The sequence below is a fragment of the Propionigenium maris DSM 9537 genome (assembly GCF_027925155.1).
Taxonomy (GTDB): domain Bacteria; phylum Fusobacteriota; class Fusobacteriia; order Fusobacteriales; family Fusobacteriaceae; genus Propionigenium; species Propionigenium maris.
Genome location: NZ_BSDY01000014.1, coordinates 24,933 through 37,175, shown reverse-complemented (window position 1 = coordinate 37,175; position 12,243 = coordinate 24,933). Strand labels below are relative to the sequence as shown.

Below are 12,243 nucleotides of genomic sequence, written 5' to 3'. Positions count from 1 at the left end.
AAATGCAGGAGGGAGTAAGTTGTCTAATATGAATGAGGAAAAAGCAGTCCTGGGGCAGGACTTTACAATGGGACGTAGAATAGTAGCCTTTGGAGCAATACTTATAATATACTTTTTCTACTGTTATAATTTTATGGTGGGAACCTTTGTAAGACCTACTTTGGTAAATGAGTTTGGATTTACACTACAGCAGGCATCATCAATATTTGCAATTATGTCCTTTGGGACTATACCGGGAACGATAATCTTCGGGATGTGCTCCACAAGGTTTGGAAAGAAGAGGACATTAATGGGGATAGCGATACTCTTTGCATCTATGACCTTTATACCGCTGATTAACCCCAGTAGCTACAATTTGTGGAGAGGGGCAAGATTTGTAACTGGATTCTCCCTTGGAGGGGTATTTGGTACGGCAATTCCCCTTATTACCGAGTTATTTCCCCAGAAGTACAGAGGTAAACTTGCAGCTATATGTACCTCAACCTTTTCAGTAGCCATGATCTTTGCAGGTCAGCTATATGGGGCTCTTGGAGATGCCAACTGGCAACTGCTGGTATGGACAGCTATAATTCCTCCAATTATCGGAGTAGTTCTTGTATTCTTCCTGGTACCAGACGATGCAGAGCATATGAAGAAGATGAGGGAGGAAGCAGCTAAGGAGAACACTAAGATCAACTACCTTGAGATGTATAGGGGAAAGTACCTCTTCATTGGTATTGGAGTAATACTGCTCTCGGGAGCTAACTTTGTATCCTACTCGGGGTATTCCAACAATGCCACTACATACCTTACAACTGTATTGGGATTCTCAGCAGCTACAGCAGGGTCTATCTATTCACTGCAGGGGATTGGTCAGCTTATCGGTTACAACTTCTGGGGATTCATTGCAGATAAATTTGGTAGAAAGGTTCCCCTTATTGGAATGGCATCGGTATCTGTAATAATTTTCTTCTTCTCGAAGTTAGAGGGAGGAAGTGCAGCACCTTTTTATGTTCTTTCATTCCTGTTGGGAATCTCATTTGGTTTTTCAGGAGCCTGGGGAGCATACTATACAGAGCTTTTCCCGCAGAAGTTCAGATCTCTTTCAGCGGGAATCTCCTTTAACGGGGGAAGGATAGTCTCTACCTATGCCCTTCCCATGGTAGCAGGGGTAGCAGCAACTGCATGGGGAATGAAGGGAGTATTTACAATAGTTATGATAGTGGCTCTTATAGGAGCAGGTATATGGATGTTCCTGCCTGAAACCCTTGTAAGGGAAGTAGCAGTAGAGAGTGAAAAAGCATAGTTGGCCAAAAGAATATTAGAGTAATGGAGGGAATCATGGGTAAGTATCAGGAATCTAAAAAGAAGGTTAGAGAATATATATCAGCAATGGGAGGCGCAACTGCTGAAACAGTACTTGATGTAATGAAGGATCACGTATCGGATAACTACAACTGGAAGGGGGTCTATCCATTTAGGGAGATCACTAAAGTTGAGGAGGTAGCAGAAAAGTTCTGGAAACCTGTCTTAACTTCATTTACAAGACTTCAGAGAAGAGAGGATATCTTTATTGCGGGAACCAATGATGTTACAGGGGAAGGACAGTGGGTTATGTCTATGGGTCACTTTATGGGACTCTTTGATAGGGAGTTTTTAGGAATAAGGCCTACTGGAAAGATGACTAATATAAGGTATGCAGAGTTTAACAAGGTGGAGGATGGAAAGATTACAGAAACAGGCCTATTCCTTGATCTGCTGGGAGTAATGGACCAGGCAGGAGTATACCCCCTCCCTCAGTCTACAGGACAATATTTTGTATATCCAGGGCCTAGAAACCATAATGGTATACTACTGGAGGATGCTCCTGAGCACGAGGGAGTAGATACAGTAGCTCTTGTAAATAAGATGGTAGCTGACCTTACAGCCCTCAATGAAAGTGGAGCAATGGGGTGTCCACCAGAAGTTCTTGAAAAAACCTGGTCTAAAGATATGATCTGGTATGGGCCTTGTGGAATAGGAGCAAGTTATACAATACCGAGATATCAGATGCAGCACCAGCTTCCATTTAGAAACAACCTGGATGGTAAAAAATTCAATGGACATGTTGCCAGGTTTGCAGAGGGGAACTTTGCCTGCTTCTTTGGATGGCCAAATCTGACAAATACCCCTATTGGTGGATTCCTTGGGATGCCTGGGGGAGGCATAGCAGCTGATATGCAGGTAGTGGATGTATATTTTAGAGAGGGGGATAAGCTATCTGAAAACTGGGTACTTATCGATATTCCATTCTGGCTGAAGCAGCAGGGGCTTGATATCTTTGAGAGAACTGAGCAGATAATGAATCCAAAATTCTAAGTGAATTTCAGGCTGACTGCGGTCAGCCTGACCTTAAAAGGTAGGCAGACTTATTCTTAAGAGCTTTTTCTTCTGCGGAAGGTAGGGTATATTTTATAGTATTGAGAATGAGCCTGGTTATACTTGAAAATAAAAACTTGAGGAGGAAGGTAATGTCAAAGGTAGACTTTATTATAGTAATAACCTATATGCTGGGGATGGTGCTCATAGGTTACAGGCTGGGGAAGAAGAATGAAACCCAGGAGGATTACTTCCTGGCAGGAAGATCGATGCCGTGGCTGCCAGTGGGATTATCTGTTGCAGCTACCATGGTAAGTGCCAATGGGTTTGTAGGAGGGCCAGGATGGGCTTACAACAGCGGGATAGGCCCCTTTATGGTTAATATCACTGTTCCCCTTGCTATAATGGCAGCTCTCTATACAACTATACCTGTATTTTATAACCTGAAGCTCACCTCGGTATATGAATACTCTGAGAAGAGGCTGGGGGTCATAAGCAGAAACCTTACAGTAATGGGGTTTCTTATGAACTCCCTCATTCAGGTTAGCTCTATGGTGTATATACCAGCATTAATTATCAATAAGTTTACAGATTTTGAGATAAAGATAAGTGTAACAATAATTGTGGTAATTGCTATAGTCTATACTCTTCTTGGGGGGATCAAGGCAGTTATATGGACCGATGCTACCCAGATGATAATCCTGTGGGGAGGTCTGATCTTTGCTTTTTCACAGATATTCAGGGTGACGGGACTCTCCCTTGGAGAGACCTATACCATTGCAAGGGAAGCTGGGAAGCTGGAAGCCATAGATTTCACATTTAACCTGACCTCTACCAATGGTTTCTGGGCATCCCTTGTGGGAGGTTTTATAATGTGGGTGAGATACTTTGGACTGGATCAGGGTCAGGTGCAGAGGATACTTACATCAAAATCCTATAGAGGGGTCAAGAACTCATTTGTAGTGAGTGCTGTAATCATGAATATTCTCTACTTTTTATTCATGGCTCTTGGAGTTCTTCTCTTTATCTACTATGATGGGAGAGAATTTGATACATCCAATGGAATAATGATAGACTTTATAGCAAACAATCTACCAGTGGGAGTAGTGGGACTTTTGATATCAGGGATATTTGCAGCGGCCATGTCCAGTATAGACTCTCTTTTAAATTCCATGACAACAGTGTATACTAAGGATATACATGAAAGATTTTTTTCTAAGTCTCACAGGATAACCTCTCTAAAAGGTAGTATGATAATCTCTACGGTATTTGGAGTTCTTATTATAATATTTTCTCTCATAGGATTTTCAGGAAGTATGAAGTCTGTACTGGATGTAATAGGTAGTTATATCTCCTATCTTTCTGGTCCCATGTGTGGAGCGTTTTTCCTGGCAATGTTTACAGTGAGAAGTAATGATAGAGGTGTAGCTTCAGGAATTGTTCTGGGGATGTTTTTAACCTTTATCCTTAGTAGAAATATAAGTTATAGCTGGATATGGAATCCCTTTATAGGGTTTGTATTTACCAGTATAACTGGATATTTAGGAAGTTTTATATTTAAGTCGGAAAAAACTATAGAGGAAAACTATAGATACACCCTTATGGGTCAGAGGAGGGAACTCCTTAAAAGGGGAGAGGTGACAGAGGAAGGGGTCAGCAAGCTTCCCCTGGCTCTGGACAGATATTCAGTTCTTCTTCTTGTGTTTTTCCTATCTCAGTACATAATTCTATATATAATGGGATTATGTTAGCAAAAAGGTGGATGTGTAATGGCAACAACTCTAAAGGATATTGCAAAACTAGCCAATGTCAGTGAGTCAACTGTATCCAGGTGCCTCAACGACAGCAGTTCTGTGTCGGCAGCGACGAAGGAAAGAGTAAAAAAGATAGCTGAGGAGCTGAACTTTCAGTTTAATATCAATGCCAGAAACTTGGCAAAGAAGAAGACCAATAGAATTGGAATCATATTTCCCGATGGATACTACAGATTTAATATGAGGGACTTTTTTAGCGGCCTGGAGGAGTATCTGGTAAAGGATGTGGAGGAAAGGGGATATGAAGCAGTAATATATACCCTCAACAACAGGAGCAGAAAGATAAGTAACTTAAAGAAGCTTATCAATGGAAGGGAGGTGGATGGACTTCTCATAGCTTGCAGAGATATTCCTGTGGAGGATATGGAGGCCATCAGAAAGAATAAGATTCCCTATGTTCTTGTGTACTATAAACCAAATAAGTACTGGGGGGAGATGAACCTCTATACCAATGACAATGTCTATAGTGGATATCTGGCTACTATGTATTTGGCTGATAACGGGTGTAAGAAGATAGCCACAATTACAAGCAGCGACAAAAGAATGAAAAACTACGCTGAGCGTACCAGGGGCTATATCAAAGCTATAAAGGAATCAAGGTTGAAAATAGAAAGAAGCTATGTGATGAAGGAGGAGATAAACTTTAAGACTGGTGAGAGGCTTGCCCATGAAAGGGAAGACTTTTTTAGGGGAATAGATGCTGTATTCTGCCAGCAGGATAAGGTAGCACTGGGACTTATGAAGGGGCTGAAGGAGCTGGGATTTTCTGTACCAGAGGATATATCTATAATAGGTCACGATAATATGGAGATTATAGATTACTTTGACCCTAAGCTTACCAGTGTAGAGCAGCCCTTTAAAAACATATGTAAAAACTCTTCTGAGAGTCTTTTTAATCAGATCGACGGAAAGAAAAAGAAGATGAGGAAGATATTTAGAGGAAGCATAGTGGAGAGGGAAACGGTAAAGGTATATTAAAGGGAGTCTTCTATTTAAAGGATTCCTTTAATTTTCTATAATTTATATAGAAAGATGGAAAGCTAAATAACTTATAGTTAAAAAGGGAGCCGCAAGGCTCCTTTTTTTAGTGTTAAGGAAAGTAGAGTATTCATAAAAAAAGTCCTGAAGTAGTGAATGTTTCAGACGATTATCAGGATGCAAGGTCACGTTGATTTTTATTGGCCATAATACTAGGACTCAGAGACTTCCTCTAAGGCTTCCCTGTCAAGGATCGTGATGAGAGTCACCTCTTTTTCGATAATTCCACTGTCAACAAGCTTTTGTATAGCATTGTAGAGATTGCTCCGGCTGCACTTCATATACTCTGAAAAACGACTGAGGCTTCTCACCCTGAATATGTCATTCTCAGAATATTTGAGGAGGACATAGGCCAGAAACTTTTCTACACTTCTATCGGAACGATAGATGAGGTCCTTTACCAGGGAGAATGATCCTTCGGCCATGTTTTTTAATAGACTGAGAAGGAAGTCGTTTTCTTTAAGGAGCTCTTGGCTCCTTTTTTTGAGATTTTTTTAAGCTCGGTCCTCTCTAGAGCGATGAAAAAAAAGTTGTTTATATATTCATCCTCCAGGAAGAAGGCATATCCCCCTATGATAACTCCCGGTGTAGAAAAGAGCTTTAGGGCAGCACCTGTTCCTCTGAGGCTTTCATAGGCTAGGGCTAGCCTGCCCTCGGAGAAGATGCAGAAGGAGGTATCCAGATCGCAGAGGTAGAGGGTTTCATCCCTTTCCAGAATAATAGTTTTTTCTATATCTGAATCCTTAAACTCATATTTTCTATATCTATTCATCTCTTCTCCTCCCAGATAACTATATACCTTTTATTCGATTATTCCATGGATTTCCTCGTTAACTTCCTCATCTGATATTTTTTTAAAGTGTACTGAACAGAACAACAGAGAATCTTTTTTAATGATATTCTTTTTTTAAGTTAAAAACAGGAGGTAAAAACTATGAAGTTGTTGGTTAAAAATATCGGTATAAAAAAACTTATTGTAGGGGCTGCAGTTGTAGCTGGTATATTAATAGCTTCCACATCAGGTGTGGGAGAGGATCCTGGAAGCTATCGTTTCTCAAGAACACCAGGAGTCACTGCAGGAGGTTACCCACTTCCTCTAACAGGAGAGGTCATCGCTACAGATACTGTAGTAGTAAAAAGGGAGGGAGCAGAGGTAGTAAGCTATCCTGAAATCTACGTGCCAGGAAGGGAAACCCTAGGTGAGGATGAGATGAGGATATTATGTATAGGCTCTGGAAATCCAGATCTACGGATAGGTCAGGCAGCTACAGGATGGGCAGTGGAGCTTGGAAATGGTGAGAAGTTTGTCTTCGATATAGGTGGAGGGACAGTAGGAAATCTCTGGAGCCTGGGAGCATCGCCGGCGGAATTTGACAAACTCTTCATTACCCACCTCCATTTAGACCATGTGGGAGGTATATTCGGAATGTTTGATGCCATGGGATGGTCGAGAAATGTTCCTCTTCAGGTTTGGGGCCCTTCTGGGGCTACTGAAGAAAACGGGACAGCAGCCTTTGTAGAAAATGTGCAGAAGGCTTCCTCCTGGCACATCGAGAGTAAGACAGGTATCGCACCAAGTGAGGGGATGACCATGGTAGCCCACGAGTTTGACTACTACAATTTTACAGAGGAGGAGCCAAATCAGCTCATCTATAATGAAAACGGAGTAAAGGTATATGCCTTCCCTGTAATCCATACCATTGCTGGATCTGTAGGGTACAGGCTGGAATGGAATGGGATGTCTATGGCCTTCAGCGGAGATACTGAGCCGAGCACCCTTGTAGCCCAGCAGTCTAAAGGGGTGGATGTGTTCATACATGAGGCCTTCATCAGTGCAGAGGCTTTTGCGGAAAAGAAAAGCGTCACCATGGAGATAGCAGAAAACGTAGTGGATGGAGCACATACTACGGCTGGTACTCTTGGTCAGCTTTTTGAAATAGCTCAGCCTGTTCTGGGAGTAGCAACTCACTATTCCTTAGATGATGATCTCATAGATCCATTCTTTAAAGAGGTAGAGGAGATCTATGAGGGGCCAGTAGCTATAGCTCAGGATATGATGGTCATAAATGTAACTCCAGACCAGATAGTGACCCGTATGGTGATGCCTGATGAGCTTAGCTGGCCAGAGCCTGCCTCAGAGCTGGAAGAAAAGCCTGAGATAGGGGAGCTCAGTGATCAGGAAAGACCAGAATGGATTACAAACACGAGGATATATTAGGAGGAATGATATAAATATTAATTGTTATGTTGGAGAGAGGAGCCAACGCTAGAAGAACTAAGGGATTAAAGGAATATAGTGAGCTTGGGTAGGAAAGGGAAGTGGAATTAAGGGGTCACCCAGTTCTTATACCAAGATAGTAAATGGAGGACTGATGAAAAAGATATTAAAAAGATTGTTAATTTTTGCTGCTCTGTCATTAAGTGTGTTGGGAGCAGATTATTCGGAAGGGATAAGGAGTAAGGACTATAAGTGGACACAGCTAAACATGTTTCACGTACAAAATCATGCAAATGCCTATGGGGACACCTATCATAATACGTACTTCCAGGTTGAGGGAGGAGGGCGATCTGGAGCCCTAAACCTTTACTACTTTGTAGATGTAAATAACTTTCTGGATTCAGGGCAATCTGGGAAAAAGGATAACCACGGGGATTTCTTCGTCAAGATAGCTCCCAAGTTTTCCATAGATGCCATGACTGGAAGGGATCTTTCAATAGGACCTGTAGAGGAATGGTTTATCTCAACACAATATAAGGGCTTCAATGATATGGAGACCTACTATATAGGTCTAGGGGTAGGATGGGACGTACCATTCTTCGATAGTATAGCTTCAAACCTCTATGCAACCTACAGAAACACAAGCTTTGATAATGGCAACGATGCAGACTGGGATTATTCAGGGATGGTATTTGCCACCAACTGGTATACAGTTTTAGCGAGGTTTGAAAATGGAGCCAGCCTAAGTTATCAGGGATGGATGGACATAGGATTTGGAAATGATTACTCAGAGAGAAACGGGGGAACCCACGATGAATTCCAGATGTTTAATGGTTTCTACTACAACAAGGAAAACTACTCACTATCCTATTCTGTAAAGCTGCACAACCATTTTTCATATAACAATACTAAGAACCACAATGCAGTAACTCATTTCTTTGGTCTTCACTACAGGTTATAGGAGATGATTATGAGGAGGTATATTGGAGGTGAAAGAGGTTTGAAACTACTTTTGTTGATAGGTCTGGTGCTGGGAACAATGATTTCATGCACCAGTGATGATGAGGGAAATATAGAGAATAGGAGTAAAAAGCCCATGATATACAGGGAGTATATAGAGGAGGGGGGAGAGGAATATCTGGAAGAGGAGAGGGAAAAGGATGAGGGGAAGATCTACTACAGGGATTATAAGGAAAAGAAGTAGGCTGGCAGAATCTGGGATAAGTGAGTTTGTGAGAATAATTTAGTTAAGAAGGTGATAGAGATGAAAAAACTTATGTTAATAGGTTTAGTGGTAGTAGGAACAGTTACATTTTCAAGGGACCATGATTATCAGGAGAAACAGATACATAAGCAGTTGAATGAAATTGAGATATTAAACAGAGAGGGGTCATATGAGGGAAAAGGGGAGAGCGCCTTAGAAACCTATGAAGAGTTCCATATGGAACTTAAAAGGATGGAAAGAGGCGGTGATTCCAGATAAAGGTGAAAAACTCAATAAAAAAGAGACTATCAAAATGGCTATCTTACAAGGAGTAGTAGAAGGAAGGAGGATGAGATATGGAATTGGTATCTTTAGTGGGGACGGCAATTGCAGCGATATTTTGTCTTATTAAATTAGAGGAAGAGGAAGAAAAAAGAGACACAAGTAGACAGTGAAGTAGTCTTTTGTTATAAAGAACTTTAGGTTTTGCAGGTAGCACAAAAGCACTATAGAAATAAAAAAAGAGTAATAGTCTCATGAAACTATTACTCTTTTTTAATTACCTTAGTTTAGAATTATATTTTTTAGCTGTGAAGTATCAGCCCCATTATAAATATCCTTTAAGCCTTCTTTAGGTTCGATTATAGAGTAGCAGGGATTTTCATACAATCCCCTATGAAGATTAGAAAAGCAAGAAGCAGAAAGGTGTACTACTTCTCTTTTGTTCTTGTAGGCTGGAAGATATCGTGCTCCTCAAATGAATCATTGAAGCTATCTATATACCTCACAGCTCCAGGAGAAGCAGTATCTCTATACTCATCTAGGTATCTCTGGAACTCCTCTACCTCCTCCTGAGCTGCTGCAAACTCCTCTGGAGTTGCATCTGGATTATTTGCAATGACATCGATCTTCTCCTTGAGATCCTCATATTGAGCTATGGTATCTGCCCTGTTAAGGGAAGCTCCTCCATATCCATCTACCTCTTTTTCATTAGCAGACGTACAGGCAGCTATGAGTCCTGAAATAAATAAAACAGTTAATCCCTTCTTCATCATTCTCCCTCCCAAATAAGTTTAAACTGGTTACCCTTAAATTATACAAGGGAGTTGGTCACATCCTTTAAAAATTGTTGAGACTACCTCTATAGATTTTTTTCAAAGATAGCCTTGAACTCCAGGTGGATCCTTAAAAAGATCTCTACCAGTCTGGGATCAAAGTGTTTCCCCGAGAGGGAGGAGATTATATCCACAGCCTTTTCATGGTCGAAGGCTTCCTTATATACCCTCTCCTGGCGTAGGGCATCGTAGACATCGGCCAGAGCCACAATCCTTGCTTCTATTGGGATATCCTCTCCAGAGAGTTTCTCAGGATAGCCGCTGCCGTCCCACTTCTCATGGTGGTACCTTATGATGTTGGTGGCAATGGACCCCACTCCCAGGTTTCTTATCATCCTATACCCGATCTCGCTGTGCTTCTTCATCTCCTCGAACTCCTCGTGGGTTAATACTCCGGGCTTCTTTAGAATGAGATCGGAGATTCCAATCTTCCCTATATCGTGAAGGGAAGCATAGGTTCCGATCTCATCTATGAAGGCCTTACCCATCTTCAGATTTTCAGCCAGAAGGGTGGAGTAGCTGTTTATCCTCTTTACATGATCTCCCGTATCCTCATCGTTGTAGGTGTTGGCCGATTCCAGGGTTTCCACTAAACCAAAGGTTATCTTTTTCAGCTTTATATGGATATTGTTTAGTTTTCTCAGGTGTCTCCAAAGGCCATAAAACCCAGCAATGGAAAGGAGGGCTATAAGTATAGATACCTTGTAGTCCCTGGTGATCTCTATCCTCTTTTCCAGAATCTCCCTGGTTTTTTCAGGAATCAGGTAGGAGAAACTCTTATCGAAGGAGTTTATTATAAAGTAGAGAAGCTCCCTATCCCTTAAGACCCCTATCTTCAACCTTATTCTGTCGTCGATATCCCCCATTACCTTTATATCGCTTACCTTATTTACTCTGAGGGTATCGTTGGTGTGCTTTATATTTCCAGCAAAGAGATCAGCCTCACCCCTGTAAACTGCTTCTATCCCATCTAGATAGGAGGGAAAGGAAACTATCCTGTCCTCCATTCCCTTATAGGAGAAGTATTTCTCCTCTATGGAGTTCTTAGTTACTGCAATCCTGTAGTTTTCCAGCTCCTTGTTGCAGGATATATACCCATCCTCTATCCTATTGAAGAGGAAGATACTGTAGTTGTAGTAGGGGTCTGTAGTAAGGTAGTTCTCACTTTCTACCTCAACATCATTTATGGAGAGGATAAATGGATTTATATGGGACCTCTGGTAGCTATTGGACTCCTGAAAGGTTATATTTACCCCCAAAACCTTTGATATCTCTGAAAAGTAGTCCACTAAAAATCCAGATTTCCTTCCAGAGGGATCCCTATAGTACATGGGATATAGGTTTGGCTCTCTGGGGATGAATATCTTAATCTCCTTATTGCTCTGGAGATAGTTCTCTATATCCCGGTGGAAATCGATCTTATCCTCTGTATACTCTATAAGCTCCTTGAAGAAGAATGGTTCTCCCACTTCCATCTCCTCCATGAGAAGGGCGATCTTATCTACTATATCTTTATACTCCTTCTTTCCTCCAATATAGTACTTTGTCTTTAATGGTTCTGAAAGGTAGTTCAGTTTAAGCTTTTCAATTCCCTTAAAGGTCTTACGATCCCCAAGATATTTTAGGGCATCCTGGAGGTCCTCCACATAGATATCAGCTTCCCCCGTTAAAATACTCGCTATTGCTTCCTCGGCTGTTGCCTTGGAGGCATAGTCTATCTCTCCTCTATACTTATTCAGTGTTTTGGATAAAATCTTATCCCCTTCAACAAATACAACCTTTCTGTTTAAAAGAGTAAAGTCTGAATCGATATTGGGGAAATCCTTCCTTGTTATCATAACCCCATCAAGTTCCAGAGGTTTATCCAGATAGTAGTACTCCCCGGGGTTTCTCTTGAAATCCTCTACCCCCAGGACAATATCTGGAATGCCTTCATCTATGGCCCGTCTGAGCTCCTTTTTACTTACTTCAACAGTCTCAAAATCCCCATCCTCCTCCATTAACCTCTTGATTAACTTTGGAAAAACTCCCCTTGGTTCCCTGGATTCTGTGGTGTAATTGAAAAAACCTCGTTCCTTATCTAAGTATATGCTTATCCTTTCTCCCTCTTGAGCGGACAGGTAAAAAAACATAAATAAAAAAAGAGGACATATTAATCTAAACATACTACCCTCCAAAAAAGTTGTGGCAACTGGCTGTCATATCCTAGGTGGACTTAGACCCTCTAGCTTTGCGTCACAGGGTTTCCCCTGCTTTGCCTTTTTCAGAATATTATTTAATTGCAGCAACTATCTTTTTTAAGACTTCCTACCTCTATGTCAAGCAGCTACCTTTTGTGAAGCAACCTATAAATGAGATTTTTTATGAACCTTTAGAAAAGACTACTAACTGCTTGATGTTGAACTTTTATTCTTTTTTGATCTGCTGTTGTTTTTAGATTACCATAAGATTCAAAAAATCATAGAAAAGAATAATTACTATTTTCAATATACTAGAAAAACACTTGTATTTCAATGT

12 protein-coding genes and 1 riboswitch are annotated in these 12,243 nt (G+C 41.1%); of the genes, 8 read left to right on the top strand and 4 right to left on the bottom strand.

The features are described from left to right. Positions 1-28 precede the first annotated feature (28 nt). From QMG11_RS13650 to QMG11_RS13635, 4 genes are all read left to right on the top strand, one after another. A complete protein-coding gene (locus QMG11_RS13650; protein ID WP_281836748.1) occupies positions 29-1,285 on the top strand; it encodes an MFS transporter in 1,257 nt (418 codons plus the stop codon). A gap of 35 nt (positions 1,286-1,320) precedes the next feature. After that, a complete protein-coding gene (locus tag QMG11_RS13645; RefSeq protein ID WP_281836684.1) occupies positions 1,321-2,337 on the top strand; it encodes an ester cyclase in 1,017 nt (338 codons plus the stop codon). Between the two features lie 152 nt (positions 2,338-2,489). Beyond that, positions 2,490-4,088 (top strand): sodium:solute symporter family transporter, encoded by a 1,599-nt coding sequence (locus QMG11_RS13640; RefSeq protein WP_281836682.1) that lies wholly within the window; start codon positions 2,490-2,492, stop codon positions 4,086-4,088. An 18-nt stretch (positions 4,089-4,106) separates the two neighbouring features. Further along, complete coding sequence (locus tag QMG11_RS13635) at positions 4,107-5,129, top strand: LacI family DNA-binding transcriptional regulator (protein ID WP_281836678.1); 1,023 nt, start codon at positions 4,107-4,109, stop codon at positions 5,127-5,129. A gap of 212 nt (positions 5,130-5,341) precedes the next feature. Here the strand turns inward: QMG11_RS13635 and QMG11_RS13630 are convergent, their stop codons facing one another. Further along, on the bottom strand, positions 5,342-5,614 hold the full coding sequence (locus tag QMG11_RS13630; protein WP_281836677.1) for a cyclic nucleotide-binding domain-containing protein: 273 nt from the start codon (positions 5,612-5,614) through the stop codon (positions 5,342-5,344). Between the two features lie 5 nt (positions 5,615-5,619). After that, on the bottom strand, positions 5,620-5,961 hold the full coding sequence (locus QMG11_RS13625) for a hypothetical protein (RefSeq protein WP_281836675.1): 342 nt from the start codon (positions 5,959-5,961) through the stop codon (positions 5,620-5,622). 162 nt (positions 5,962-6,123) lie between these two features. Here QMG11_RS13625 and gntH point away from each other — a divergent pair, with 162 nt between their 5' ends. The 4 genes from gntH (at position 6,124) to QMG11_RS13605 (ending at position 8,890) form a co-directional block, all read left to right on the top strand. Continuing rightward, complete coding sequence (gntH, locus tag QMG11_RS13620; protein WP_281836673.1) at positions 6,124-7,407, top strand: guanitoxin biosynthesis MBL fold metallo-hydrolase GntH; 1,284 nt, start codon at positions 6,124-6,126, stop codon at positions 7,405-7,407. A gap of 154 nt (positions 7,408-7,561) precedes the next feature. Beyond that, positions 7,562-8,368 carry an outer membrane protein OmpK gene (locus tag QMG11_RS13615; protein WP_281836672.1) on the top strand — a complete coding sequence of 269 codons (807 nt, stop codon included), beginning with the start codon at positions 7,562-7,564 and terminating at the stop codon, positions 8,366-8,368. Between the two features lie 9 nt (positions 8,369-8,377). Next, complete coding sequence (locus QMG11_RS13610) at positions 8,378-8,611, top strand: hypothetical protein (RefSeq protein WP_281836671.1); 234 nt, start codon at positions 8,378-8,380, stop codon at positions 8,609-8,611. 60 nt (positions 8,612-8,671) lie between these two features. Continuing rightward, positions 8,672-8,890: a hypothetical protein gene (locus tag QMG11_RS13605; RefSeq protein ID WP_281836669.1), complete on the top strand. Its 219-nt coding sequence runs from the start codon at positions 8,672-8,674 to the stop codon at positions 8,888-8,890. Positions 8,891-9,321: 431 nt separating this feature from the next. Here the strand turns inward: QMG11_RS13605 and QMG11_RS13600 are convergent, their stop codons facing one another. Together QMG11_RS13600 and QMG11_RS13595 are read right to left on the bottom strand one after the other, a co-directional pair. After that, on the bottom strand, positions 9,322-9,663 hold the full coding sequence (locus QMG11_RS13600; protein WP_281836668.1) for a hypothetical protein: 342 nt from the start codon (positions 9,661-9,663) through the stop codon (positions 9,322-9,324). 89 nt (positions 9,664-9,752) lie between these two features. Continuing rightward, positions 9,753-11,891, bottom strand: coding sequence for an HD domain-containing phosphohydrolase (locus tag QMG11_RS13595; RefSeq protein WP_281836666.1), 2,139 nt, complete (start codon positions 11,889-11,891; stop codon positions 9,753-9,755). A gap of 18 nt (positions 11,892-11,909) precedes the next feature. Further along, a riboswitch (cyclic di-GMP riboswitch) is annotated at positions 11,910-11,995 on the bottom strand. Positions 11,996-12,243 lie beyond the last annotated feature (248 nt).

What these genes read in the sequence shown, in the direction of transcription:
- QMG11_RS13650 (WP_281836748.1), top strand. Translation starts at nt 29, where the DNA reads ATGAATGAGGAAAAAGCAGTCCTGGGGCAGGACTTTACAATGGGACGT.
- QMG11_RS13645 (WP_281836684.1), top strand. Translation starts at nt 1,321, where the DNA reads ATGGGTAAGTATCAGGAATCTAAAAAGAAGGTTAGAGAATATATATCA.
- QMG11_RS13640 (WP_281836682.1), top strand. Translation starts at nt 2,490, where the DNA reads ATGTCAAAGGTAGACTTTATTATAGTAATAACCTATATGCTGGGGATG.
- QMG11_RS13635 (WP_281836678.1), top strand. Translation starts at nt 4,107, where the DNA reads ATGGCAACAACTCTAAAGGATATTGCAAAACTAGCCAATGTCAGTGAG.
- QMG11_RS13630 (WP_281836677.1), bottom strand. Translation starts at nt 5,614, where the DNA reads ATGGCCGAAGGATCATTCTCCCTGGTAAAGGACCTCATCTATCGTTCC.
- QMG11_RS13625 (WP_281836675.1), bottom strand. Translation starts at nt 5,961, where the DNA reads ATGAATAGATATAGAAAATATGAGTTTAAGGATTCAGATATAGAAAAA.
- gntH (WP_281836673.1), top strand. Translation starts at nt 6,124, where the DNA reads ATGAAGTTGTTGGTTAAAAATATCGGTATAAAAAAACTTATTGTAGGG.
- QMG11_RS13615 (WP_281836672.1), top strand. Translation starts at nt 7,562, where the DNA reads ATGAAAAAGATATTAAAAAGATTGTTAATTTTTGCTGCTCTGTCATTA.
- QMG11_RS13610 (WP_281836671.1), top strand. Translation starts at nt 8,378, where the DNA reads ATGAGGAGGTATATTGGAGGTGAAAGAGGTTTGAAACTACTTTTGTTG.
- QMG11_RS13605 (WP_281836669.1), top strand. Translation starts at nt 8,672, where the DNA reads ATGAAAAAACTTATGTTAATAGGTTTAGTGGTAGTAGGAACAGTTACA.
- QMG11_RS13600 (WP_281836668.1), bottom strand. Translation starts at nt 9,663, where the DNA reads ATGAAGAAGGGATTAACTGTTTTATTTATTTCAGGACTCATAGCTGCC.
- QMG11_RS13595 (WP_281836666.1), bottom strand. Translation starts at nt 11,891, where the DNA reads ATGTTTAGATTAATATGTCCTCTTTTTTTATTTATGTTTTTTTACCTG.